Origin of the sequence: Rhizobium anhuiense, assembly GCF_003985145.1 — a bacterium.
Lineage (GTDB): Bacteria > Pseudomonadota > Alphaproteobacteria > Rhizobiales > Rhizobiaceae > Rhizobium > Rhizobium anhuiense.
The window spans coordinates 144,260-169,216 of sequence record NZ_ML133530.1 but is presented as its reverse complement, the minus strand read 5'-3'; the positions used below and the strand labels follow the sequence as shown (position 1 = coordinate 169,216).

Annotated in this window: 19 protein-coding genes; 14 read left to right on the top strand and 5 right to left on the bottom strand. The window is 59.8% G+C overall.

The genetic code is table 11. From position 1 onward, the window contains the following. The first annotated feature begins 162 nt into the window (after window positions 1–162). The 6 genes from rho to EEQ99_RS22920 all read left to right on the top strand — a co-directional run bounded on the left by rho (window position 163) and on the right by EEQ99_RS22920 (window position 7,172). Complete coding sequence (gene rho, locus EEQ99_RS22945; protein WP_011654069.1) at window positions 163–1,428, top strand: transcription termination factor Rho; 1,266 nt, start codon at window positions 163–165, stop codon at window positions 1,426–1,428. A 104-nt stretch (window positions 1,429–1,532) separates the two neighbouring features. Next, on the top strand, window positions 1,533–2,852 hold the full coding sequence (mnmE, locus tag EEQ99_RS22940; protein ID WP_127431150.1) for a tRNA uridine-5-carboxymethylaminomethyl(34) synthesis GTPase MnmE: 1,320 nt from the start codon (window positions 1,533–1,535) through the stop codon (window positions 2,850–2,852). Between the two features lie 74 nt (window positions 2,853–2,926). Beyond that, window positions 2,927–4,804, top strand: a complete 1,878-nt coding sequence (gene mnmG / locus EEQ99_RS22935) for a tRNA uridine-5-carboxymethylaminomethyl(34) synthesis enzyme MnmG (protein WP_127431149.1) — start codon at window positions 2,927–2,929, stop codon at window positions 4,802–4,804. Between the two features lie 25 nt (window positions 4,805–4,829). Further along, window positions 4,830–5,447, top strand: a complete 618-nt coding sequence (gene rsmG / locus EEQ99_RS22930) for a 16S rRNA (guanine(527)-N(7))-methyltransferase RsmG (protein WP_047615890.1) — start codon at window positions 4,830–4,832, stop codon at window positions 5,445–5,447. A gap of 19 nt (window positions 5,448–5,466) precedes the next feature. Then, window positions 5,467–6,261, top strand: coding sequence for a ParA family protein (locus tag EEQ99_RS22925; RefSeq protein WP_063473880.1), 795 nt, complete (start codon window positions 5,467–5,469; stop codon window positions 6,259–6,261). A gap of 32 nt (window positions 6,262–6,293) precedes the next feature. Next, window positions 6,294–7,172, top strand: a complete 879-nt coding sequence (locus EEQ99_RS22920; protein WP_047615886.1) for a ParB/RepB/Spo0J family partition protein — start codon at window positions 6,294–6,296, stop codon at window positions 7,170–7,172. Window positions 7,173–7,263: 91 nt separating this feature from the next. Here EEQ99_RS22920 and holA read toward each other — a convergent pair whose 3' ends face one another. Genes holA through leuS form a run of 3 tightly spaced genes read right to left on the bottom strand, consistent with a single transcriptional unit; the run spans window position 7,264 to window position 11,454 of the window. Further along, window positions 7,264–8,304, bottom strand: coding sequence for a DNA polymerase III subunit delta (holA, locus tag EEQ99_RS22915; protein ID WP_097544602.1), 1,041 nt, complete (start codon window positions 8,302–8,304; stop codon window positions 7,264–7,266). Window positions 8,305–8,312: 8 nt separating this feature from the next. Beyond that, on the bottom strand, window positions 8,313–8,834 hold the full coding sequence (gene lptE, locus EEQ99_RS22910; RefSeq protein WP_063473877.1) for an LPS assembly lipoprotein LptE: 522 nt from the start codon (window positions 8,832–8,834) through the stop codon (window positions 8,313–8,315). Beyond that, window positions 8,824–11,454: a leucine--tRNA ligase gene (gene leuS / locus EEQ99_RS22905; RefSeq protein WP_127431148.1), complete on the bottom strand. Its 2,631-nt coding sequence runs from the start codon at window positions 11,452–11,454 to the stop codon at window positions 8,824–8,826. Before leuS ends, lptE begins: the two co-directional genes overlap by 11 nt. A gap of 200 nt (window positions 11,455–11,654) precedes the next feature. Here leuS and EEQ99_RS22900 point away from each other — a divergent pair, with 200 nt between their 5' ends. The 3 genes from EEQ99_RS22900 to EEQ99_RS22890 all read left to right on the top strand — a co-directional run bounded on the left by EEQ99_RS22900 (window position 11,655) and on the right by EEQ99_RS22890 (window position 15,398). Continuing rightward, window positions 11,655–12,314, top strand: a complete 660-nt coding sequence (locus tag EEQ99_RS22900; RefSeq protein ID WP_047615880.1) for a YggS family pyridoxal phosphate-dependent enzyme — start codon at window positions 11,655–11,657, stop codon at window positions 12,312–12,314. 82 nt (window positions 12,315–12,396) lie between these two features. Further along, complete coding sequence (locus EEQ99_RS22895) at window positions 12,397–14,307, top strand: propionyl-CoA synthetase (protein WP_097544600.1); 1,911 nt, start codon at window positions 12,397–12,399, stop codon at window positions 14,305–14,307. Window positions 14,308–14,462: 155 nt separating this feature from the next. Beyond that, window positions 14,463–15,398 (top strand): flagellin N-terminal helical domain-containing protein, encoded by a 936-nt coding sequence (locus tag EEQ99_RS22890; RefSeq protein WP_047615876.1) that lies wholly within the window; start codon window positions 14,463–14,465, stop codon window positions 15,396–15,398. An 82-nt stretch (window positions 15,399–15,480) separates the two neighbouring features. On the opposite strand, the gene EEQ99_RS22885 is transcribed toward EEQ99_RS22890, so the two are convergent. Continuing rightward, a complete protein-coding gene (locus EEQ99_RS22885) occupies window positions 15,481–16,179 on the bottom strand; it encodes a DUF1013 domain-containing protein (RefSeq protein WP_047615874.1) in 699 nt (232 codons plus the stop codon). Between the two features lie 231 nt (window positions 16,180–16,410). On the opposite strand from EEQ99_RS22885, the gene acs reads away from it, so the two are divergent. Then, window positions 16,411–18,366 carry an acetate--CoA ligase gene (acs, locus tag EEQ99_RS22880; RefSeq protein ID WP_047615873.1) on the top strand — a complete coding sequence of 652 codons (1,956 nt, stop codon included), beginning with the start codon at window positions 16,411–16,413 and terminating at the stop codon, window positions 18,364–18,366. A gap of 259 nt (window positions 18,367–18,625) precedes the next feature. Here the strand turns inward: acs and EEQ99_RS22875 are convergent, their stop codons facing one another. Then, window positions 18,626–18,850, bottom strand: a complete 225-nt coding sequence (locus EEQ99_RS22875) for a DUF1674 domain-containing protein (RefSeq protein WP_097544599.1) — start codon at window positions 18,848–18,850, stop codon at window positions 18,626–18,628. Between the two features lie 110 nt (window positions 18,851–18,960). Here EEQ99_RS22875 and htpX point away from each other — a divergent pair, with 110 nt between their 5' ends. From htpX to purH, 4 genes are all read left to right on the top strand, one after another. Beyond that, a complete protein-coding gene (gene htpX, locus EEQ99_RS22870) occupies window positions 18,961–19,923 on the top strand; it encodes a zinc metalloprotease HtpX (protein ID WP_047615869.1) in 963 nt (320 codons plus the stop codon). Beyond that, the gene (locus tag EEQ99_RS22865; RefSeq protein WP_028758414.1) at window positions 19,914–21,302 is read left to right on the top strand and encodes an RsmB/NOP family class I SAM-dependent RNA methyltransferase; all 1,389 of its coding nucleotides are present in this window, start codon (window positions 19,914–19,916) and stop codon (window positions 21,300–21,302) included. The genes htpX and EEQ99_RS22865 overlap by 10 nt, the downstream gene beginning before the upstream one ends. 215 nt (window positions 21,303–21,517) lie before the next feature. Next, window positions 21,518–23,191, top strand: coding sequence for a heparinase II/III family protein (locus tag EEQ99_RS22860; RefSeq protein WP_097544598.1), 1,674 nt, complete (start codon window positions 21,518–21,520; stop codon window positions 23,189–23,191). A 107-nt stretch (window positions 23,192–23,298) separates the two neighbouring features. Continuing rightward, window positions 23,299–24,915: a bifunctional phosphoribosylaminoimidazolecarboxamide formyltransferase/IMP cyclohydrolase gene (gene purH, locus EEQ99_RS22855; protein WP_047615862.1), complete on the top strand. Its 1,617-nt coding sequence runs from the start codon at window positions 23,299–23,301 to the stop codon at window positions 24,913–24,915. Window positions 24,916–24,957 lie beyond the last annotated feature (42 nt).

The following is a 24,957-nucleotide window of genomic DNA, read 5'->3' as shown; positions in this document are numbered from 1 at the left end:
AAGCAGCCCTCTTGCGGCAGCGATTGCGAGTCGCTATTTTCCGCGCATCTCATCTACGTGGCATGTGTGTAGAGTTCAGTCGTCTGCGAGCCCTTTCGCAGTACCGAATACGACCCAACATCGCCTTTCCCCTTCGAAATTGAAAAGAGTATTGGTCACTTCATGGCTGAAATGAAGCTTCAGGAACTTAAGAGCAAATCCCCGACGGATCTTCTGGCTTTCGCCGAATCGCTCGAGGTTGAGAATGCCAGCACGATGCGCAAACAGGAATTGATGTTTGCTATCCTCAAGATGCTCGCCAGCCAGGATGTCGAAATCATCGGCGAAGGTGTCGTCGAAGTGCTCCAGGATGGTTTCGGTTTCCTGCGTTCCGCAAATGCCAACTATCTGCCAGGCCCAGATGATATTTATATCTCCCCCTCGCAGATCCGCCGTTTCTCGCTGAAAACAGGTGATACGGTCGAAGGCCCCATCCGCGGGCCGAAGGAAGGCGAGCGCTATTTTGCGCTGCTCAAGGTCAACACTATCAATTTCGACGATCCGGAAAAGATTCGTCATAAGGTTCATTTCGACAATCTGACGCCGCTCTATCCGAACGAGCGTTTCAAGATGGAACTCGATATTCCCACCACCAAGGATCTGTCGCCGCGCGTGATCGACCTGGTGGCGCCGCTCGGCAAGGGCCAGCGTGGACTGATCGTCGCGCCGCCCCGCACCGGTAAGACTGTGCTGCTGCAGAATATCGCGCATTCGATTACCGCGAACCATCCGGAGTGCTATCTCATCGTTCTTCTGATCGATGAGCGTCCTGAGGAAGTGACCGACATGCAGCGTTCCGTTCGCGGCGAGGTCATCTCCTCGACCTTCGACGAACCGGCCGTACGTCACGTCCAGGTGGCGGAGATGGTCATTGAAAAGGCAAAGCGTCTTGTCGAACATGGGCGCGACGTCGTCATCCTGCTCGATTCGATCACGCGCCTCGGCCGTGCCTACAACACCGTGGTTCCCTCCTCAGGCAAGGTCCTGACCGGCGGTGTCGACGCCAATGCGTTGCAGCGTCCGAAGCGCTTCTTCGGTGCGGCGCGCAATATCGAGGAAGGCGGTTCCTTGACGATCATCGCCACGGCGCTGATCGATACCGGCAGCCGTATGGATGAAGTGATCTTCGAAGAATTTAAGGGCACCGGCAACTCGGAAATCGTCCTTGATCGCAAGGTCGCCGACAAGCGCATCTTCCCGGCGATGGACATCCTCAAGTCCGGCACGCGCAAGGAAGACCTTCTCGTCCCACGCCAGGATCTGCAGAAGATCTTTGTGCTCCGCCGCATCCTTGCGCCAATGGGCACGACCGATGCGATCGAATTCCTGATCGACAAGCTGAAGCAGACGAAGAACAATTCCGACTTCTTCGATTCGATGAATACATAATCCTTAGCCGGATTCATCCTATGAGAGCTGGAGGCATCATGATGATGTCGCCAGCTTTTCTATTTAGGAGGAACCGATTCGAATTCGAAGATTAACCAGGCAATATGGCCATGTTGAATGATACCATATATGCGCTATCGAGCGGTGCTGCACCTTCAGGTGTTTCGGTTATTCGCATCAGCGGTCCGCTGACCAGAGACATATTGGTGAGCCTCGTCGGCTCGGTGCCGAAAGCTCGATACGCATCGCACCGAACGATTCGGACTCGTAACGACCAAGCGATCGACAGTGGTCTGGTACTGTTTTTTCCGGGGCCAAATTCTTTTACCGGGGAAGATGTCGCGGAGCTACAGCTCCATGGCAGCAAGGCTGTCCTGGCGGCGCTGTTTCAGACGCTTGGCGACATTCCAGGTGTTCGAATGGCTGTTGAGGGTGAGTTCTCCCGCCGGGCTTTTGGGAACGGCAAGCTTGACCTGGTCGAAGTCGAAGGTCTGGCCGACCTTATCGGTGCCGAGACGGAAATGCAGCGACGGCTTGCGGTCGAACATAGCGCGGGCGGACTTTCCATAATTTACGATTCGTGGGCGGAACGATTAACCCGCGCACGAGCGCTGATTGAGGCGGAACTCGATTTTCCCGACGAGGATGATGTTCCAGGGTCGGTATCGGATATGGTCTGGGCCGATATGAGTAAGCTACGCGCCGATATCGCGCACCATTTGGGTGCGGCTTCGGCAGGTGAGATTATCAGGGACGGCTTTAAGGTGGTTATTGCCGGTGCGCCGAATGCCGGAAAATCAAGCCTGCTGAATGCTCTGGCACGGCGCGATGTTGCGATCGTCACCGAGATCGCCGGCACCACCCGCGATGTCCTGCAGGTTGATCTCGATATCGATGGCTACCTGATCAAGCTCTATGATACAGCCGGCCTGCGCGATGCCGACGACCGGGTTGAAATAGAGGGCGTTCGGCGCGCGCGTCTTGCGCTTGGCGATGCCGATCTTGTGCTGCTGCTGGTGGACATGACCAATCCGCTGATTCCTGACGACTTGGAGCGAACCTGGGCTCATGTTACTGTTGGCACGAAGAAGGATCTCATCGATGTCGTCTCGGGTCGGTATGATTTGCAGATTTCGGCGGCAACGGGTGACGGCCTGCCGGAATTGCGTCAATTGATCGGCAACAGCGTCGCAGCGCGTTTCAGTGGTTTGTCGATGGCGATCCCTAGTCGGCAACGGCATAAAGATTCGCTAACGAAATGTTTGGCGGCGCTTGATACTGCGATTACGCAGAAGGACGTAAATCTCGAACTGCGGACCGAGCAGCTTCGAATTGCCGCCGAGTATTTGGGGAGAATTACCGGAAGAGTGGATGTCGAACAGCTGCTTGGGGTGATCTTCTCGGAGTTTTGTATCGGGAAATGATTCACGTGAAACGCGATCGGTGTCACGTTTATGGCTGGTTTCACGTGAAACGTACACACGATCTGGAGTCTTGAATGACCGATAATGTCTATGATGTGATCGTGATCGGTGGCGGCCATGCGGGGTCGGAAGCCGCCAGTGCGGCTGCGCGACTCGGTGCGAAAACCGCCTTGGTGACGCACAGGCGGGACACGATCGGTGTGATGTCCTGCAATCCGGCAATCGGCGGGCTTGGTAAGGGTCACTTGGTTCGCGAGATCGACGCTATGGATGGCCTGATGGGTCGTATCGCCGACGCTGCGGGCATTCAGTTCAGGATGCTGAACAAGAAAAAAGGGGCAGCCGTTCGAGGACCGCGAACCCAGGCCGATCGAAAGCTCTATCGTTTGGCGATGCTGGCGGCGATTGAGGCCACACCTGGTCTGGACATCGTCGAAGGCGATGCGTTTGATCTGGACGTTGTCGACGGGCGTGTTGCCGGGGTGGTCATGAAGGATGGTCGAACCCTAAAGACTCCTGCCGTCGTTTTGACGACTGGAACCTTCCTGCGTGGACTTATTCATATCGGTTCGGAAAAGACGCCGGCCGGTCGTGTCGGTGAAGCGCCGTCGATCGGGCTGTCTGCCACGCTGGCCAGGCTGGGATTGCGCTTGGGACGACTGAAGACCGGGACACCGGCGCGGTTGGACGGAAAGACCATAGACTGGCAATCCGTCGGCCGGCAGGGGGCTGACGAGGAACTCGTGCCCTTCTCCTTTATGACCGACAGGATTACGACGCCGCAGATCGAATGCGGGGTCACCAGGACGACTGAAGCGACCCATCGCATCATTGTCGACAACATCATGCGATCGGCGATGTATTCCGGACAGATCGAAGGCGTCGGTCCTCGCTATTGCCCGTCTATCGAAGACAAGCTGGTAAAATTTGGAGAGCGGGATGGGCATCAAGTCTTTCTCGAGCCCGAGGGACTGGACGACGACACAGTTTATCCGAACGGTATTTCCACCTCTTTGCCGGCAGACGTCCAGGCAGATTTCATCAAGACAATTCCCGGGCTTGAAGCGGCAAGAATTCTGCAACCCGGCTATGCAATCGAATATGATCATGTTGACCCGAGAGAGTTGACGCCGTCGTTGGAAGTCAAACGGCTGAAAGGTCTCTTTCTTGCGGGCCAGATCAATGGCACCACCGGCTATGAGGAGGCGGCCGCCCAAGGCTTGGCCGCCGGTCTAAACGCGGCACTGCAGAGCAGCGATTCGGATCCGTTTCATTTTAGTCGGACCAGCTCCTATATTGGCGTCATGATCGACGATCTCACGTCACGTGGCGTTACGGAGCCGTATCGAATGTTTACCTCGCGGGCGGAATATCGGCTGACTTTGCGTGCTGACAATGCCGATATGCGGTTGACGCCATTGGCCATGCGGTTGGGCTGCGCCAGCGGCGCACGCGCGCAGCGATTTACAGCCTATCAGGCTGAGATGGACATGGGTCGAGCGCTCTTGCAGTCGCTCACCGTTACGCCGAATGAAGCGCGGCGGGCCGGCTTAAATATCAATCTCGATGGGCAGCGCCGAACCGCTTATGATTTGTTGTCCTATCCAAATTATGATTTTGCTGAACTTCGCCGTGTTTGGCCTGAGACATTTGGTACGATGGGATCCAAGGTCGCGGAAGCGTTGGAAATCGAGGCCGGCTATTCAGTTTATCTGGATCGGCAAGCCACGGCGATTGCCGATCAGCAACGCGACGAGCAACGGCAGATACCGCTCGATTTCGATTACGATGCGCTTTCCGGCCTCTCCAACGAACTCAAGGTGAAACTCAGCGCGGCTCGCCCCTTCAACATTGCCCAGGCCTCCGTCGTTGAGGGGATGACGCCGGCGGCAATCGCATTGCTGCTTGTGCATTTGCGCCGCCTAACGTCCGCCGAGCGTCAAAGCGCCTGACGACGAGATTTGAAAGTCTTTCAGAATGGAATTAAACGGTTTGCGTGTTTCACGTGAAACACAGGAACGGCTTCAACACTTCGCGGTACTTTTTCAGAAGTGGGCCAAAACGATCAATCTGGTGGCGCCGTCGACACTCGAAGATCTATGGCACCGGCATATCGCTGATAGCAGCCAGGTGTTTCAGATCCATCCTCAACCGATCACCTGGGTTGATCTCGGCAGTGGCGGGGGCTTTCCGGGCGTTATTACGGCGATTTTTCTGGCCGAGCTGCAAAGCGGCTGGGTGCATCTGGTCGAAAGCAACCATAAAAAGGCGGCCTTTCTGCGGACAGCGCTGCGAGAGACGCAGGCGCGTGGGAGTGTGCATACCAATCGAATCGAAGATGCCTATGCCGAGATTGGCGACTGCGGTGCGATTTCAGCCCGAGCGTTGGCCGACCTGGACGGGCTCATGGACTATTCGGCTCCGTGGATGCTGGGCAAGCAAAATTGCCGTGGCTTTTTTCATAAAGGCCGGGATTACCTGCGGGAAATCGACAAAGCACGTGGTCGGTGGGAATTCGATCTGTTAGAACATAAGAGCGCCGTCGAGCAGGAATCTGTTATTTTGGAAGTATCAAATCTCCGGCGCTTGGTTTAACAGATCGGATATTGCGGCAATGGCTGGCGAACGACACCGGATTATCACCATCGCAAATCAGAAGGGTGGTGTTGGCAAAACAACCACCGCAATCAACCTGGCAACGGCTCTTGCTGCCATTGGCGAGCGTGTCTTGATCGTTGATCTCGATCCGCAAGGCAATGCCAGCACCGGCCTCGGTATCGACCGTCGCGATCGCAAACTCTCCTCCTATGATCTGATGGTTGGTGATCGCGGTATCACCGAGGTGACGCTCGAAACAGTGGTTCCCAATCTTTTTATCGTCCCGTCGACGATGGATCTGCTTGGCGTCGAGATGGAAATCTCGCAGCAAAGCGATCGAGTCTTCAAATTACGGAAAGCCTTGTCTTCGCCCGAAGCAATGGCGTTCTCCTATATTCTTCTGGATTGCCCGCCGTCATTCAATCTTTTGACGATGAATGCCATGGCGGCCGCGCATTCCGTGCTGGTGCCGCTGCAATGTGAATTTTTCGCGCTGGAGGGGCTGAGCCAGTTGCTCGAGACCGTCAGCCAGGTTCGTCGAACGGTGAATCCGCGCCTGGATATCCAGGGGATCGTCTTGACAATGTTTGATGCGCGCAACAATCTCGCCCAGCAAGTGGTCAATGATGTGCGCACCCATCTCGGCGAAAAGGTTTACCATACGTTAATCCCGCGCAATGTCCGGGTGTCCGAGGCGCCGTCCTACGGCAAGCCAGCTATTCTCTATGATCTGAAATGCGCGGGCAGCCAGGCCTATCTGCAACTGGCCTCAGAGGTCATTCAACGGGAGCGCCAGAGACTGGCCGCGTAATATCATTTCAGGGGTGTAGGTGAGTGTAGATCATGAATGACGATGTATCGAAAAGGCGATTGGGCCGTGGCCTCGCGGCGCTGATAGGCGAAATGGATCAGCCTGTCCCGGTGGAAGCCGAGCGGACCATCAGTGCCGACAGGATGATCCCGATCGAGTTCGTCAGCCGTAACCCCCGCAATCCTCGTCGTTTCTTCGATGACACTGAGCTGCACGATCTCGCAAGCTCCATTCGTCAGCATGGTATCGTGCAGCCAATCGTGGTGCGAACGATGTCGCGGGATCGATATGAAATCATCGCTGGTGAGCGCCGCTGGCGCGCCGCTCAGCTTGCCGGATTGATCGAAATTCCAGTCATTGTCCGTGACGTCGATGACAAGACGGCGTTGGAAATCGCCATTGTCGAAAACGTGCAGCGCGCGGATCTCAATCCGCTTGAGGAAGCCTTGGGCTATGAGCAGCTCATCGCAGAATATGGCTACACCCAGAACGACCTCGGCGAGATCATCGGCAAAAGCCGCAGCCACGTTGCCAATTCTCTGCGCCTGTTGAAACTGCCGGACCCGGTTCGTGATCTGCTTGCTGCCGGCAGCCTGTCGGCCGGGCACGCACGCGCGCTGGTTTCGACGCCGGATCCGGCCAGTCTTGCCCGTACGATCGTTGCGAAGGGCATGTCGGTCCGCGATGCGGAGAAGCTGGCGCAGAACAATATCAAGGCACAATCCGAGCCTCCGCCGGCCCTACGGCGCGATCAGAAGGATTCCGACACGCTGGCCCTGGAAAGAACACTTTCCGATGCCCTCGGCCTTGACGTTGCGATCAATCACAAAACCAGTGGCGGGCAGATTAAAATTTCCTACAAGTCGCTGGAGCAGCTCGAGGAAATCTGCCGCTTGCTCGAGCGGCGTTAGAGCGATTCCCAGAAAATAGCGAAGCGGTTTTCCGTCCAGAAGGGCGTGAAGGGGCAGAGCGTGCTTCGGTTGGCAGCTGAAGCGCTCCAAATCACGCCGATTTTCGACCGGATTGAAGGGTGGTGGAAAGAAGCGTTTGCATCGCAACGCTGTCTTCCAGTACCTGGCGCCGCCGACTCTGCAGAATTGCGGCCTGCAGGCGATTGGATTCACGGGCGATGCTTTCGGCGGTCCATTGGCGCAGCGCCTGTTCGATGATCGGCTTGCGGCGAAAATGCAGATGCCGCCCCATGGTCTGCATGATCTGAGGCGGCTGCAGGCGTTTTTCCTCCATTTCAGCGCGCATCGTATCGAGAAGCTGAAACTGCTTCAGACATGCCTGAAGCACGAGAAAGATTGCGGTTTTTGAACTGCTGATCTTCTGCATGGCGTGCAGAAAGGCGGTGAGATCGCCGCTGAGAATCGCGTCGACGGCATCGTCGACGGAGATCGCGCTGGCATCGCCAATTATTTCGGTAACGTGATGTTCTTCAACCGTATCGGCGCCGCGACAATAGAGCGCGAGCTTGCGCACCTCGTTTCGGGAAGCGATGCGATCACCGCCAATCAGTGCGATCAGCGCCTGCCGCGCCGCCGGCGTGATACCGAGTTTCTCTGCACCGAGTTCGGTATCGATCAGCGTATTCAGAGCACGGCTGTCATCGGCGTAAGAGGGGATCGTCATGACAGATCGCGCGGCTTCGGCGGTCTTGCGCAGCAGCGAACCCTTTTTCAGGTCGCCGGCCTCCACGACTAGATAGGCGGCTTCGAGTGGCTTTTCGGCGAGCAGGGCCAGGGAATCGACGAGGTATTTTTCGTTTGCGGCGCCGCGGATCCAAATCAGCTTCTCACCGCCGAACAGCCCGATCGACTGGACCTCATCGACCAATCGTCCGGGATCCTTCTGCAGATCGCCGATATCGAGCTTCGTCAGCGAGAATGGGTCGTCGAGGGCCACACCACTTTTACCGGCAAGCAGACCCGCCCGTTCCGAAACGAGGCCGCGATCCGGCCCATAGATGACGAAGATCCGATAGTTCCGCGCCGATTTCTGCAGAAAGGTCTCGAATTCGTGGGATTTTATCTCTGCCACATCTCGCCTCAGCGGCTGAGGGCAGCGGCGATGTCGGCCCCTACGAATTCCGCCGCCTGATCCGCTGCGCGGTTCTCGGCATCACGGATCGCCCGCTGCTTGGCAAATTGCTGTTCGGAGAAATCCACCAGCGCTGTGGCCTGACGGCTGCCGGCCTTGATGACATGATTGTCGGTTATGGCACGCAGCGTGTAGGTGACGGTGACGGTCACCCGGCCGGCTTTCGACGTATCGCCGGATTCCTGAAGCAGCGTATCGGCGACGCTCGACGTGGCGTGCATCTCAACCTGATATTGCGGGTTTGCGGCTTCGCCGGCGCCACGTGCTGCAAAGAAGATCAGGTGATTGCGAACCTGCTGTTCAACCCGGCTGCCTGCCGAGGAAAAGCCGACGGAGGAAAGCTTTTCGGTGAGACCGGAATTCTCGGAGTAAAGCGGCCGGACCTGGCAGGCAGAGAGAAAAGCCGCGGAGGCAAGGATCATGGCGATGCCGGCATTGCGAGCCAGCTTGCAAGCGATATCAAACGACAATGTTTACAATCCTTTGGGGAACCACGATGATCTTCTTCGGTGCCTGTCCGTTCAGCGCGTTCTTCACCGCATCCAGATCCAGCACGGCGGCGGTGACGGCATTCTGATCTGCATCGCGAGAAATTGTCAATTCGGCGCGTTTCTTGCCGTTGATCTGTACCGGCAGAACGACGTCGTTTTCGACAACGAGCGTTTCGTCGTAGCGCGGCCAGCTTGTCCGGGCAAGCAGCCCTTCATTGCCGAGCGCCGTCCAGCACTCCTCAGCCAGATGCGGCGTCATCGGTGCGACCAGCTGGATCAGGATCTCTGCGGCATCGCGGACTGCCGCGCGATAGGCGGCATCACCCTCGCCCGCCGCAACCCTGGTCAGCGGTGCGGCCAGTGCGTTCACGAGTTCATAGATGCGGGCGACGGCCTTGTTGAACCAGAGCTTGTCATAATCGTTTTCGACAGCCTTCAGCGTCTTGTGGGCGACCTGTGAGATCGGCAAGGCTTCCCCCTCGCTCGCCGGCGCAGCTGCGACGGCGGAGAGTGCGTCCGCGGCTTCCGAAATCAGCCGCCACAGGCGTTGGGTGAAACGATGGGCGCCTTCGACACCCGCCTCGGACCAAATGACATCACGCTCGGGCGGAGAGTCGGACAGAACGAAGAAACGGGCGGTATCGGCGCCATAGGAGGCGATGATATCGTCGGGATCGACGACGTTCTTTTTCGACTTCGACATCTTCTCGATCGAGCCGATCGCAACTTCCTCGTTGTTGGTCAGCAGGAAGGCCCGGCGTTTGCCGTCGAGTTCGTCGATGCGGATATCGGCAGGGGCCACCCACTCGCGGCTGGCGCCGGCACCGCGGCTATAGGTTTCGTGGACCACCATGCCCTGGGTGAAGAGACCCTTGAAGGGTTCGGTGGCCGCCACGTGACCGGTTTCGCGCATGGCGCGGGTGAAGAAGCGCGAATAGAGCAGGTGCAGGATCGCGTGCTCGATGCCGCCGATATACTGGTCGACCGGCAGCCAGCGGTTCGCGGCTTCGGGATCGGTTGGTTTTCCTTCCCAGGGCGCGGTAAAGCGGGTGAAATACCAGCTCGAATCGACAAAAGTATCCATCGTATCCGTCTCGCGGCGGGCATCCTTGCCGCAGGTCGGGCAGGAGACATGACGCCAGGTCGGATGACGGTCGAGCGGGTTGCCGGGCTGATCGAAGGTGACGTCGTCGGGCAGCTTGACCGGCAGGTCCTTCTTCGGCACCGGCACGACGCCGCAATCATCGCAGTGGATGACCGGGATCGGGCAGCCCCAATAACGCTGACGAGAAATGCCCCAGTCGCGCAGGCGGAAATTGACCTTGCGCTCGCCCTGCGGCGCATTGCCGAGCGAAGCGGCCGCCAGGCGGTCGGCAACGATATTGAAGGCCTCCTCCGTCGTCTTGCCGTCGAGGAAGCGCGAATTGATCATCACGCCCTCACCGTCATAGGCGGTATCGCCGACGGCAAAGCTCGCAGCGTCGCCATCCCTCGGCATGACGACGGCCACGACCGGCAGGCCGTATTTGCGAGCAAAATCAAGGTCGCGCTGGTCGCCTGACGGGCAGCCGAAGATCGCGCCGGTGCCGTAATCCATCAGGACGAAGTTGGCGATATAGACAGGCAGCTCCCAGGAGGGATCAAGCGGATGCCTGACGCGGATACCGGTATCCATGCCTTTCTTTTCGGCGGTCTCGAGTGCGGCGAGCGACGTGCCGGCACGGCGGCACTCCTCGCAGAAGGCTTCGATATCGGCATTCTTTGAGGCGGCATCCTTTGCCAGCGGGTGATCGGCGGCGATCGCCAGGAAGGAGGCGCCGAACAGCGTGTCCGGCCGGGTGGTATAGACCGTGACCTCGCTCTCGCCGGCAGGCGCCGTTTCCGGCACAATCTCCCAACGAATCGTCAGGCCTTCCGAGCGGCCGATCCAGTTCTTCTGCATCAGCCGCACTTTTTCCGGCCACTGTTCAAGCGTGTCCAGCGCGTCGAGCAGATCCTGGCTGAAATCGGTGATCTTGAAGAACCACTGCGTCAGTTCGCGCTGTTCGACCAGCGCACCGGAACGCCAGCCGCGGCCATCGATCACCTGTTCGTTGGCGAGCACAGTGTTGTCGACAGGATCCCAATTGACCTTCGACTGCTTGCGGTAAACCAAGCCCTTTTCCAGGAAATCCAGGAAGAGATGCTGCTGGTGCTGGTAATATTCGACATCGCAGGTGGCGAATTCGCGGCTCCAGTCCAGCGAGAGCCCCATGGCCTTCAACTGCGCCTTCATCGAGCCGATATTCTGGTAGGTCCAGGAAGCGGGATGCACGCCGCGCTCCATGGCGGCGTTCTCTGCCGGCATGCCGAAAGCGTCCCAGCCCATCGGGTGCAGCACATTATAGCCCCGCGCGCGCTTATAGCGGGCGACGACATCGCCCATGGCGTAATTGCGGACATGGCCCATATGGATGCGCCCCGACGGATAGGGGAACATTTCGAGGACGTAATATTTTTCGCGCGGATCGGCATTGTCGGTCTCGAAGACCTTGTCTTCATTCCATTTCTGCTGCCAGCGGGGCTCGGCATCGCGCGGATTATAACGTTCGGTGGCCATCGTATTCGTATTTCCGGAAAATCAGGGGAGTTGGTCGAGACCTTCACCATGAAACCACCGTAGCGTCAAGTTTTGCAGGCGCTGCAAGCGTCTGATCTTGATCACGTGCAAGCGATTTCGCGAAGGCGGGTCTTGGCAAGCACAGGTTGGCTGGTTAGTTCATTGCCAATCCTTTCATGCTGGTATGTCGAGGCAGAACGATGGAACTTCAAGAGCGGTTGAACGACGTGCGATCACGGATTGCGGCCGGGGAACGCGCGGCAGGTCGGCCGGCGGGTTCCGTTCAGCTGGTCGCGGTATCGAAGACCTTCGAGGCGGACGCGATCCGCCCGGCCATCGAAGCGGGACAGCGCGTCTTCGGCGAGAACCGGGTGCAGGAAAGCCAGGGCAAGTGGCCGGCGCTGAAGGCCGAGCGTCCGGATATCGAATTGCATCTGATCGGGCCGCTGCAATCGAACAAGGCGGCGGATGCGGTGGCGCTCTTCGACGTCATCGAGACGGTGGACCGGGAAAAGATCGCCCGCGCGCTTGCCGAGGAGATGAAGCGGCAGGCCAAGACGCCGCGGCTCTACGTCCAGGTCAATACCGGGCTTGAACCGCAGAAGGCCGGTATCGCTCCTGACGACACGCCAGCCTTTGTGGCGCTCTGTCGCGACGAGCTCGGCCTTTCTGTTGAAGGTTTGATGTGTATTCCGCCGGCCGAGGAAAATCCCGGGCCGCATTTTGCCCTGCTGGCAAGACTTGCGTCCAAATGCGGCGTCGGAAAACTTTCCATGGGAATGTCCGGTGACTACGAGATGGCAATCGCCTTCGGCGCCACCAGCGTCCGCGTCGGATCGGCGATTTTCGGCGCGCGCTGAAACTCTGCTTTGGTCGGGCTTCCCGTTCCTCTCACCGCTGCCTAGATTGATATCGAGGCGTGCATGTCCTGGGGAGGAGCAGATGCAGAACGACTATCATCAGGTCTACGCGGCCTGGAAACGCGATCCCGAAGCCTTCTGGCGTGAAGCCGCTGCCGACATAGACTGGTTCAAGCCGCCGGAGCGGGTGTTCTCGCCCGACGACGGTGTCTATGGCCGTTGGTTCTCAGCCGGGGAAACCAATACCTGCCACAATTGCCTGGACCGGCATATCGCTGCCGGGCGCGGCGGCGAGACAGCCGTTATCTTCGACAGCGCGATGACCGGCGAGAAGCGGCGTTTCACTTACGACGAGGTGCTTGTCGAGGTAAAGGCGATCGCCGCAACGCTGCTCGAATTCGGCATCGGCAGGGGCGATCGCGTGATCCTCTATATGCCGATGCTACCGCAGGCGGTCTTTTCGATGCTCGCCTCCGCTCGCATCGGTGCGGTTCACTCCGTCGTTTTCGGTGGATTTGCCGCCAGCGAACTTGCAGCGCGCATCGACGATTGCGGTGCGAAGCTGGTGATCACCGCAAGCTGTGGGCTCGAGCCCGGCCGTATCATTGTCTATAAGCCCTTGGTCGACCAGGCGATCGAGATCGCGGGTTCGAAGCCGGAGCGTTGCCTGGTGCTGCAGCGGCCGGAGCTTCGGGCAGATCTCGTCAATGGCCGCGATCAGGATTTCGAGACGGCAGTGGCGCGCCATCGCGGCGCCGAGGTCGCCTGTGTTTCGGTCAAGGCGACCGATCCGCTCTATATCCTCTACACCTCCGGCACCACGGGCCAGCCGAAGGGTGTGGTGCGCGACAATGGCGGCCATATGGTTGCGCTCAACTGGTCGATGCGGAATATCTACGGCTTGAAGCCGGGTGAGGTCTTCTGGACGGCTTCGGATATCGGTTGGGTCGTCGGGCATTCCTATATCGTCTACGCTCCGCTGATATCAGGCGTAACCACCTTGATCTTCGAGGGAAAACCGGTCGGTACTCCGGATGCCGGCACATTCTGGCGCATCGTTTCGGAGCATAAGGTGCGGGTGCTATTCACGGCGCCGACGGCGTTCCGCGCCATTCGGCGGGAGGACGCGGACGGCGATCTGATACGCAAATATCCGATGCCGGATTTGCGGGCGCTGTTTCTTGCCGGCGAAAGGGCGGATCCGGAGACCCTGAAATGGGCGGAGCGCATGCTCGGCATACCCGTCATCGATCATTGGTGGCAGACGGAGACCGGCTGGCCGATCGCCGCAAATCCGCTCGGTCTCGGCGCCCTTCCCGTCAAGCACGGTTCGCCGGCGCTGCCGATGCCCGGTTATGAGATCGCGGTGCTCGACGATGCCGGCCATCCGATCGAGGCCGGAACGCTCGGCAATATCGTCGTGAAGCTGCCCTTGCCGCCCGGCTGTCTGCCGACCCTCTGGAACGCCGACCAGCGTTTTCGATCGGCTTATCTCGATGAGTTTCCGGGCTACTACAAGACGGCTGACGCCGGATATGTCGATGAAGACGGCTATCTCTTCATCATGTCGCGCACCGACGACATCATCAATTGCGCCGGTCATCGGCTCTCGACAGGGGCCATGGAGGAGGTCTGTGCGCGTCATCCCGATATCGCCGAATGCGCTGTTATCGGCGTGATCGATGCGCTGAAGGGTCAGGTGCCCTGCGGTTTCCTGGTGCTGAAGCGCCATGTTTCCCGTGAGGCGACGGTGATCGAATCAGAGGTCGTGGCGATGATTCGTGATTCGATCGGACCCGTCGCCGCCTTCAAGATGGCCATCATCGTTAACCGGTTGCCGAAGACGCGCTCCGGCAAAATCCTGCGCGGCACCATGCAGAAAATCGCCGACGGCATACCCTGGAAAATGCCTGCAACCATTGATGATCCAACGATTTTGGAAGAAATCGCCGAGGCGCTGCGGGCGCGCGGGTTCGGCTCGCTGCCGATGTGAATTAAACTTTCGGTAAGTCTAATTGAGGAATTGTTAACCATATCGATGCAAGCATTTGTTAACGGCAATGGCTTGCATAGCAGGCTTTGCATGACGCGGTCGCCGTTACCGGCTTAGTCCGGATTGCCCCTTTCTCAACGATTGTGGAACGGATCATGACAAGCATCCTCACCAACAACGCTGCCATGGCAGCGCTGCAGACTTTGCGCGGTGTAAACGATAGTCTCAAGGACACCCAGGGTCGCGTTTCCTCGGGTTATCGTGTTGAAAAGGCGGCTGATAATGCCGCCTATTGGTCGATCGCAACGACCATGCGTTCTGACAATAAAGCGCTTTCGGCCGTCTCGGATGCCCTCGGTCTCGGCGCGGCGAAGGTCGATACCGCCTATTCGGCCATGGACAGTGCCCTCGACATCGTCAGCGAAATCAAGGCCAAGATCGTCGCCGCCACGGAAAAAGGCGTCGACAAGACGAAGATCCAGCAGGAGCTCGATCAGCTGCAGGAGCAGCTGCTCAGCATCGCCCAATCGGCATCCTTCTCGGGTGAAAACTGGGTCGCCGGCGCTTCCGGCACGAAGAGCGTCGTCTCGTCCTTCGTCCGCGACGGCAGCAATGCCGTCTCGGTCAAGACGACGGACTATGTGCTCGATTCAGGCACGCTTGGAAACGTGCTCTTCGGCATGACCAGCACCGGCGCGATCGAAACGACCAGCGGCATCATCGGCACGGCTTTCAACGGAACCTATGGCGGCAAAGTTATCGTCATGGCGTCGATCTATGATCTCGACATTACCGGTTTCACCCAGGGCCAGCTCGACGCGGCCTTGACCGGCGTCGAATTGGTCCTCGGCGCCATGACCGCCGCCGGCTCGGCTCTCGGCTCGATCTCGACCCGTATCCAGCTCCAGGAAAATTTCGTCAGCGGTCTTCACGATTCAATCGACTCCGGCGTCGGACGTCTGGTCGATGCCGATATGGAAGAGGAATCGAGCAGGCTCTCGGCGTTGCAGACGCAGCAGCAACTGGCCGTCCAGTCGCTGTCGATTGCCAACAGCTCGGCGCAGAACATCCTCACCCTGTTCCGCAGCTAAAGCGCGTCGTGATCTTCTACAGGCAATAGGCAATAAAAAACCCCGCCAGACCGGCGGGGTTTTTCATGAGATAACCGATATCTCAGTACTGGTCGTCGTCCTCGTCCTTCGGGGCTGAGCGCAGCGAGCTCAGCTTGCGGAAGACGGCGTCGGCATCGATTTCCTTTTCCTCTTCGCGCTCGTAGCTCGGGGTCAGGCGCTCGGTTTCCTGTGCCGATTGCAGCGTCGCGCCAAGCTCGGCGGCGGTCGGCAGCGGACGACCCTTGGAGGCCTTTTCCACTTCCATGTCCAGATCGATCTGGCTGCAGAGGCCGAGCGTTACCGGATCCATCGGCGCCAGGTTGGCCGAGTTCCAGTGGGTGCGCTCGCGGATCTGCTCGATGGTCGATTTCGTCGTGCCGACGAGGCGGGAAATCTGCGCGTCCTTCAGCTCCGGATGGTTGCGAACGAGCCAGAGAATGGCGTTCGGGCGGTCCTGACGCTTCGAAACCGGCGTATAACGCGGGCCGCGGCGCTTGGATTCCGGCACGCGCACCTTTGGTTCGGAAAGCTTCAGCTTGTGGTTCGGATTGGCTTCGGCGCGGGCGATCTCGTCGCGGGAGAGCTGTCCCGTCGAGATCGGGTCGAGGCCCTTGATACCCTGCGCCGCTTCGCCATCGGCGATCGCCTTGACTTCGAGCGGATGCAGTTTGCAGAACTGCGCAATCTGATCGAAAGACAGTGCCGTATTGTCGACGAGCCAGATGGCTGTCGCCTTCGGCATGAGCAGTGTTTGAGCCATGGATATAGTCCTTCTATCGTCCGCGCCGGTCGCGGTCCGTGGATTGTCACCACAATGTCCGGGAAATATGCCGCTATATAACCGCACTGTCGCAGAATTGCAATTCTTCCAAAATGAAATGACCTTTGTCTAATTGCCGCCACGATGCGAACTGCTATGAATTGCCCTGATTTGAAATCCAGGCCCGCTTTGCCGGCGCGGCCCATCGCATGTCCCATGAGGAGGAGTTCCATGTCGGAGAAGATCTATCCGGTTACGAAGCCGGTGAAGGCGCGCGCCCTGATCGATAAGGAAAAGTACCTGAAATGGTACGAGGAAAGCGTCGAGAACCCGGACAAGTTCTGGGGCAAGCACGGCAAGCGGATCGACTGGTTCAAGCCCTATACCAAGGTCAAGAACACCTCCTTTACCGGCAAGGTCTCGATCAAGTGGTTCGAGGACGGCCAGACCAACGTCTCCTACAACTGTATCGACCGCCATCTGAAAACGAATGGCGACCAGGTGGCGATCATCTGGGAAGGTGACAACCCCTATATCGACAAGAAGGTCACCTATAACGAGCTCTACGAGCATGTCTGCCGGATGGCGAACGTCTTGAAGAAGCACGGCGTCAAAAAGGGCGATCGCGTCACCATCTATATGCCGATGATCCCGGAAGCCGCCTATGCGATGCTCGCCTGCGCCCGCATCGGCGCGGTGCATTCGGTCGTCTTCGGCGGTTTCTCGCCGGAGGCCTTAGCGGGGCGCATCGTTGACTGCGAATCCACCTTCGTCATCACATGCGACGAAGGTGTGCGCGGCGGCAAGCCGGTGCCGCTGAAGGACAATACTGATACCGCAATTCATATCGCGGCACGCCAGCACGTGATCGTGGAGAAGGTTCTGGTCGTTCGCCGCACCGGTGGCAAGACCGGCTGGGCGCCAGGCCGCGATCTCTGGCATCACCAGGAAATCGCCACCGTGAAGGCGGAATGCCCGCCGGTGAAGATGAAGGCGGAAGATCCGCTCTTCATTCTTTATACGTCAGGCTCAACCGGTAAGCCGAAAGGCGTGCTGCACACGACCGGCGGTTATCTCGTCTATGCGGCGATGACGCATGAATATGTCTTCGATTATCACGACGGCGACGTCTACTGGTGCACGGCCGATGTCGGCTGGGTCACCGGCCACTCCTATATTGTCTATGGGCCGCTCGCCAACTGCGCAACGACGCTGATGTTCGAGGGCGTGCCGAATTTCCCGGACCAGGGCCGCTTCTGGGAAGTCATCGACAAGCATAACGTCAATATCTTCTATACGGCGCCAACAGCGATCCGCTCGCTGATGGGCGCCGGCGACGACTTCGTCACGCGCTCCTCGCGCTCTTCGCTACGCCTGCTCGGCACCGTTGGCGAGCCGATCAACCCCGAAGCCTGGGAGTGGTATTACAATGTCGTCGGCGACAAGCGTTGCCCTGTCATCGACACGTGGTGGCAGACGGAAACCGGCGGCCATATGATCACGCCGCTGCCAGGTGCCACCGATCTGAAACCCGGTTCGGCGACGACCCCGTTCTTCGGCATCAAACCGCAGCTGGTCGACAATGAGGGCAAGGTGCTGGACGGCCCGGCCGACGGCAATCTGTGCATCACCGACAGCTGGCCGGGTCAGATGCGCACGGTCTACGGCGATCACGAGCGCTTCATCCAGACCTACTTCTCCACCTATAAGGGCAAGTATTTCACCGGCGACGGCTGCCGGCGCGATGCGGACGGTTATTACTGGATCACCGGCCGTGTCGACGACGTGCTGAACGTCTCCGGCCATCGGCTCGGCACGGCAGAGGTGGAATCGGCACTCGTCTCGCACAATCTGGTTTCGGAAGCTGCTGTTGTCGGTTATCCGCATCCGATCAAGGGCCAGGGTATCTATTGCTATGTGACGCTGATGGCCGGTCACGATGGTTCGGACGCGCTTCGCCAGGAACTGGTGAAACATGTGCGGGCGGAAATCGGCCCGATCGCCGCGCCCGACAAGATCCAGTTCGCGCCCGGTCTGCCGAAGACCCGGTCCGGAAAGATCATGCGCCGCATCCTGCGCAAGATCGCCGAGGACGATTTCGGTGCACTTGGCGACACCTCGACGCTCGCCGATCCCGCCGTGGTCGACGATCTGATCGCCAACCGACAGAACAAGGCGACGGCCTGAGAGTTCGAGCCGCTCCGGTTCCCGGGGCGGCTCACTTTGCCACGCATTGGGATGCTTGGCTTGCGGCCCCCGCCATTCACGGGGGAAGCCCATAGAGAGAATATTGCCGGCGAGGTCACGTCCGGCAGAGTGACACTCGCCAGCATGCGGCCGAAATATTTGCCCCGAAAATCTTTATTAGCCGGATTCTTGGCGAGCGCGCACCATTATCTCCCAGGGGATGGCGTGCATCCGGTTTCGACCAAGATGAGAAAATTACTTAGAAATCGATTGCCCGGCCGTTGATCTCATAGTCGCCGAAGCGCGCCGGTTCGGCTCCGCCGCGACCGCCGGTCTCCGGCGGCAGTTCCAGCGGTTTCTGGTTCTTCCGCCGCTCTTCGGCTTCGGCAAGCGCGCGCCTGGCAGCCGGGGACAGCGTCTTGCGCGGCGGCTCCGACCCCTCGGCTACCGGCGTTTCGCTATTGTCATTATCAGCGTCCTGCATGCCTTCTCCTGCCGGAAAATATTGAAAATGGCTGGTGAATAACCAAATCATAATGCGCCGGCGCCGGGATTGAAAGCTTGGGACGCCGAAATCGGAGATGGAGATCCGCAATGAACCTCGTCCGCACTGCCATGTTGCTTGCCTTCATGACGGCGCTTTTCATGTTCGTCGGCTTCCTGATCGGCGGTCGGGCCGGCATGATGATCGCCTTCGTCATTGCCGCCGGCATGAATTTCTTCTCCTACTGGAATTCCGATCGGATGGTGCTTTCGGCCTATCGCGCGCAGGAGGTCGACGAGCGCAACGCGCCTGAGTTTTTCCGGATCGTGCGCGATCTCGCCGGCAATGCCGGCTTGCCGATGCCGAAGGTCTATCTCTACGACAGCCCGCAGCCGAATGCCTTCGCCACCGGCCGCAATCCCGACAATGCTGCCGTGGCCGCCTCGACCGGCCTGCTCAGCGCATTGTCTCCCGAGGAGGTGGCGGGCGTAATGGCGCATGAACTGGCGCATATTCAGAACCGCGACACGCTGACGATGACGATCACGGCAACACTTGCCGGTGCGATCTCGATGCTTGGCAACTTCGCTTTCTTCTTCGGGGGCAATCGTGACAACAACAGCAATCCTCTCGGCTTCATCGGCGTCATCGTCGCGATGATCGTGGCGCCGCTCGCCGCCATGCTGGTGCAGATGGCGATCAGCCGCACGCGCGAATATTCGGCCGACCGCCGCGGCGCCGAGATCTGCGGCAATCCGCTCTGGCTCGCTTCGGCGCTCGGCAAGATCGCGCGCGGTGCCGCCCATGTTCCGAACGAGGATGCCGAGCGCAATCCGGCGACGGCACATATGTTCATCATCAATCCGCTCTCCGGAGAGCGGATGGACAATCTGTTTTCGACCCATCCGAACACGGAAAACCGCATCGCTGCCCTGTATGACATGGCGCAAGGCGGCATGAATGTCTCGACGTCGCCGGCGCGTGCTGCTAATCCGTCGCGCAAATCGCGCTCTGTTCCGGATACGGGCCTTGGTCGCGGTGGTTCGCAACCGCCAAAAGGTCCGTGGTCTTGAATTCAGACGGCACGAAGAAGCCATTCCGCAAGCAAAAGCCCTCCGCCGAGCGTTCCGCACCGGCTAAACCCGGCATGCAGGCGCGCGCCGCCGCGGCAAAAATTCTTGCTGCCGTCGTCGACCGCAAGCTGCCGCTCGACGGCGCTCTCGATCATGAACACGGCAATCCGGCCTATCGGGCGCTCGGCGAAAGCGACCGGGCGCTCGTCCGCGCCATCCTGAACACGACGCTGCGTCATCTGCCGCGCATCGATGCCGCCATTGCCGGGCTGCTGGATTCGCCGCTGCCGGAGGGGGCAAGGGCGCTGCATCATGTGCTTGCGATCGGCGCGGCGCAGATCCTCTATCTCGACGTGCCCGATCATTCGGCTGTCGATCTTGCCGTCGAGCAGGCCAATCAGGACCCGCGCAATCGCCGTTTCGCCAAGCTGGTCAATGCCATCCTCCGTCGGCTCGGCCGCGAAAAGGCTGAGGTGCTGGGTGAGATCGGCAAGGTCGCGCCGATGCCGGCCTGGTTCATCGCCAGGCTGGAGAAGGCTTATGGCCGGGATGCGGCGCTGGCGATTTCGGAATCCCAGCTCGAGCCGGCCGCGATCGATCTGACCGTCAAATCCGACCCTGAAGGCTGGGCCAAGCGGCTGAACGGTGTTGCCCTGCCGACGGGCGGTGTGCGGCTTGCTGCCTTCGACGGCGGCATTCCTGCGCTCGAAGGCTTCGATGAGGGCGAATGGTGGGTGCAGGATGCGGCAGCAAGCATCCCCGCCAAGCTTTTCGGCGATCTCTCGGGCAGACGTACCGCCGATCTCTGCGCCGCGCCCGGCGGCAAGACGGCGCAGCTCATTCTTGCCGGTGGCGAAGTCACCGCCCTCGACCAGTCGGAAAGCCGGCTAAGACGGCTGCGGTCGAATCTCGACCGGCTTGGCCTCAAAGCCGAGACGATTGCGGCAGACCTGACGACGTTCGAGCCGGCGGAGCGTTTCGATGCGATCCTGCTCGATGCCCCCTGCTCTTCCACCGGCACGACACGCCGGCACCCTGACGTGCTGTGGACCAAAGGAGCTGAGGATATTGCCAGGCTGGCGGCGCTGCAGGAACGGCTGCTGCGCCATGCGCTGACATTGCTGAAGCCGGGCGGCACGCTGGTTTTTTCGAATTGCTCGCTCGACCCTGCCGAGGGCGAGGACGTCGTCGCCCGTGTTCTTTCCGATACGGATGCGGTCGAGCGCGTTTCGATCGGTGCCGGCGACTGGCCCGGCCTCGAAGCGGCGATCACACCGCTCGGCGAATTCCGCACGCTTCCCACCATGCTGAAAATGCCCGATGGCATTGCCTCCGGCCTCGACGGCTTCTATGCGGCCGTACTGCGGCGCGTTGCCTGATTGCAGGCTTGAGCGCGCCCAGGCGAAATTCCGCCAAGCCAGACATTTCACAGCCCGGCATCACGCATGCCGTTCTCACAAAACCGCCCGCATGATGCCGTTGAAACGCGTTAATTGCGTATATTCGAACCTTGTCACGAATTAATTCATTGCGGACGATGAAATCGGCCGCTTTTCACCTATTCTTAACCACGAGGGTCAATAGACAATAGAATATGCAGTTTGGTCGGCGTTTTGCGAGCATGTATGTTCGGGAGGCTTGGCGGCGCGCCTTGCGCCGCGTCGCGTTGCTGCGCCTGAAGCTCTTTCGCCATTCGATCAAGGTGCCCGAGCGTCTGATCGTCGCGCCGACCGATCTGCGCAGCATCGATCCGCATGTGGCCGACGAGATCCTCAACGGACGTTTTCTCCTGGCCGGGCGGATGCTGGAAACCAACGGAAAGTCGCCCTTCACCTTCACCCTGCCCTCGCGCCCCTTCGCGATCCGTCTTCATAGCTTCGGCTGGTTGCGTCATATGCGGGCGAACAAGACGGAGCGCAGCTCGGCTGCCGCCCGCGCGATCGTCGACAGCTGGCTTTCCATCCATGCCGGCCGGATGGAGGGGGTCGCCTGGGAGACCGACGTCACCGCCCAGCGCGTCATTGCCTGGCTGTCGCATTCACCGGTGGTGCTGCAGAACGCCGATCGCGGCTTCTATCGCCGCTTCATGAAGTCGCTGGCGTTCCAGGTGAGGTTCCTGCACCGCATGGCGCCGTTCACCCTCGGCGGCCTGGAGCTGTTTCGGCTGCGTATTGCGCTCGCCATGGCCTCCGTTGCCATGCCGGCGCGCGCCTCCACGCTCAGAAGGGCGGCGCAGGCGCTCGACCGCGAGTTCGATAGCCAGATTCTGTCGGATGGCGGCCATATCTCGCGCAATCCACGTGTCGGGCTGGAATTGCTGCTTGATCTGCTGCCGCTCAGGCAGACCTATGTCAATCTCGGTCATGACCTGCCGCAGAAGCTGATCTCCGGCATCGACCGCATGTATCCGGCATTGCGGTTCTTTCGCCATCAGGACGGCGACCTGGCGCTCTTCAACGGAGCGACCTCGACGCTCGCAAACGAGCTGATGTCGGTGCTGCGATATGACGAGACCGCCGGTCAGCCGTTCAAAGCTTTGCCGCATTCGCGCTATCAGCGGCTTTCCGGCGGGAAGACCGTGATCATTGCCGATACCGGCACGCCGCCTTCGGCAGGCGGGCTGCGGGCCGCGCATGCCGGCAGCCTCTCCTTCGAGATGTCGTCCGGCCGCCATCGCTTCATCGTCAATTCCGGTTCGCCGAAATTTGCCGGGCACCGCTATGTCCAGATGGCGCGAACGACGGCGGCGCATTCGACCGTCATCCTCAACGACACCTCGTCCAGCCGTTTTTCGCCCTCGCCCTTCCTCAATCACGCGATCATCGAACCGGTCAAGACAGTCACCGTCGAGCGCACCGAAACGGAGGATGGACGCGACGGCATCAAGCTCAGCCATGACGGTTATCTCAGGGTGTTCGGGGTGCTGCACGAGCGTGAACTGACCCTCAATCCCGCGGGCTCGATCGTGACAGGCCGCGACCGGCTCGTCGTCCGCGAAGGATATGAGAGTGACGAGCCCCTGAATGCTGTCGCCCGTTTTCATATCCATCCCGCGATCGTCCTGCATCAGAGTGACGGCGAGTCCGTGCTGTTGACGGCGCCGGACGGTGAAAGCTGGCTGTTTTCGGCACCCGGCAATGAAGTGCTGATCACCGAGGACATTTTCTTCGCCGACAGCTCCGGCATCTGCGGTTCGGACCAGATCGAGATCGATTTCGATCTTGCCGAGAAGACGGAAATCCGCTGGTTCCTGTCCCGCAAGGGCTAGATCATGTGCCGACGCCTGTTTGCGCGGCGGCAAAGCTGTGCTAACGCGACGCCAGCATGCGAGCATCCCTCGCGGATATCTCCCGAAGCCCGAACGGAGAAGGTTTCATGGCCGTCATTTCCAAGAAGATCCCCGCCCCCGACAAGGTCGAAATCAAGACCGCACTCATTTCCGTCTTCGACAAGACCGGGATCGTCGAGCTCGCCCACGCCCTGTCTGCCAGGGGTGTCCGCCTGCTTTCGACCGGTGGCACCTATAAAGCGATCACTGCTGCCGGTCTCGCCGTCACCGATGTCTCCGAAATCACCGGGTTTCCGGAGATCATGGACGGGCGCGTCAAGACGCTGCATCCGACGGTGCATGGCGGTCTGCTGGCGATCCGCGACGACAGCGAACACCAGGAGGCGATGAAAACGCACGGTATCGAGAGCATCGACCTCGCCGTCATCAATCTCTACCCCTTCGAGGAGGTGCGCGCCGCCGGCGGCGACTATCCGACGACTGTCGAGAATATCGATATCGGCGGTCCGGCGATGATCCGCGCATCGGCCAAGAACCATGCCTATGTGACGATTCTGACCGATCCGGCCGATTATGCCGAACTCACGGAGCAGCTTTCCGCAGATGACGGCAAGACTGGCTATGCCTTCCGCCAGCGCATGGCCGCCAAGGCCTATGCCCGCACCGCCGCCTATGATGCGATGATTTCCAACTGGTTCGCCGAGGCGCTGTCGATCGACACGCCGCACCACCGGGTCATCGGCGGTGCGCTGAAGGAAGAGATGCGCTACGGCGAAAACCCGCATCAGAAGGCGGCCTTCTATGTCACCGGCGAGAAGCGCCCGGGTGTTTCTACGGCCACCCTTCTCCAGGGCAAGCAGCTCTCCTACAACAACATCAACGATACGGATGCCGCCTACGAGCTCGTCGCCGAGTTCCTGCCTGAGACAGCGCCGGCCTGCGCCATCATCAAGCATGCCAATCCCTGCGGTGTTGCCACCGGATCGAGCCTGGTCGAAGCCTATCAGCGGGCGCTCGCCTGCGATTCCGTTTCCGCCTTCGGCGGCATCATTGCCCTCAACCGGACGCTGGACGCCGAAACGGCCGAAGAGATCGTCAAGCTCTTCACCGAAGTGATCATCGCGCCGGATGTGACGGAGGAGGCGAAGGCGATCGTCGCCCGCAAACCGAATCTGCGGCTGCTGTCGGCCGGAGGCCTGCCCGATCCGCGTGCCGCAGGCCTGACGGCAAAGACCGTTTCCGGCGGCCTGCTGGTCCAGAGCCGGGACAACGGCATGGTCGAAGATCTGGAACTCAAGGTCGTCACCAGGCGCGCGCCGACGGCACGGGAACTTGATGACATGAAGTTTGCCTTCAAGGTCGGCAAACATGTGAAATCGAATGCCGTGGTCTATGCCAAGGACGGCCAGACAGCCGGTATCGGCGCCGGCCAGATGAGCCGCGTCGATTCGGCCCGCATCGCCGCTTTGAAGGCCGAGGAGGCCGCCAAGGCGCTCGGCCTTGCCGTGCCGATGACCCATGGTTCGGCAGTCGCCTCCGAAGCCTTCCTGCCTTTTGCTGACGGTCTTCTGTCGATGATCGCCGCAGGGGCGACCGCGGTTATCCAGCCGGGCGGCTCGATGCGCGACCAGGAAGTCATCGATGCCGCCAACGAACACGGCATCGCGATGGTGTTCACCGGCATGCGCCATTTCCGCCATTGAATAAGGATCGGGCGCGGCCACGCGCTCATCTCCGGCTTGATC

Bases quoted from the DNA above. Each gene is read 5' to 3' on its own strand.
- EEQ99_RS22925 (WP_063473880.1), top strand. From the start codon at position 5,467: ATGGCTGGCGAACGACACCGGATTATCACCATCGCAAATCAGAAGGGT.
- EEQ99_RS22885 (WP_047615874.1), bottom strand. From the start codon at position 16,179: ATGGCTCAAACACTGCTCATGCCGAAGGCGACAGCCATCTGGCTCGTC.
- EEQ99_RS22860 (WP_097544598.1), top strand. From the start codon at position 21,518: ATGCAGTTTGGTCGGCGTTTTGCGAGCATGTATGTTCGGGAGGCTTGG.
- purH (WP_047615862.1), top strand. From the start codon at position 23,299: ATGGCCGTCATTTCCAAGAAGATCCCCGCCCCCGACAAGGTCGAAATC.
- rho (WP_011654069.1), top strand. From the start codon at position 163: ATGGCTGAAATGAAGCTTCAGGAACTTAAGAGCAAATCCCCGACGGAT.
- EEQ99_RS22890 (WP_047615876.1), top strand. From the start codon at position 14,463: ATGACAAGCATCCTCACCAACAACGCTGCCATGGCAGCGCTGCAGACT.
- mnmE (WP_127431150.1), top strand. From the start codon at position 1,533: ATGGCCATGTTGAATGATACCATATATGCGCTATCGAGCGGTGCTGCA.
- EEQ99_RS22875 (WP_097544599.1), bottom strand. From the start codon at position 18,850: ATGCAGGACGCTGATAATGACAATAGCGAAACGCCGGTAGCCGAGGGG.
- EEQ99_RS22920 (WP_047615886.1), top strand. From the start codon at position 6,294: ATGAATGACGATGTATCGAAAAGGCGATTGGGCCGTGGCCTCGCGGCG.
- acs (WP_047615873.1), top strand. From the start codon at position 16,411: ATGTCGGAGAAGATCTATCCGGTTACGAAGCCGGTGAAGGCGCGCGCC.
- EEQ99_RS22900 (WP_047615880.1), top strand. From the start codon at position 11,655: ATGGAACTTCAAGAGCGGTTGAACGACGTGCGATCACGGATTGCGGCC.
- EEQ99_RS22895 (WP_097544600.1), top strand. From the start codon at position 12,397: ATGCAGAACGACTATCATCAGGTCTACGCGGCCTGGAAACGCGATCCC.
- leuS (WP_127431148.1), bottom strand. From the start codon at position 11,454: ATGGCCACCGAACGTTATAATCCGCGCGATGCCGAGCCCCGCTGGCAG.
- mnmG (WP_127431149.1), top strand. From the start codon at position 2,927: ATGACCGATAATGTCTATGATGTGATCGTGATCGGTGGCGGCCATGCG.
- rsmG (WP_047615890.1), top strand. From the start codon at position 4,830: ATGGAATTAAACGGTTTGCGTGTTTCACGTGAAACACAGGAACGGCTT.
- htpX (WP_047615869.1), top strand. From the start codon at position 18,961: ATGAACCTCGTCCGCACTGCCATGTTGCTTGCCTTCATGACGGCGCTT.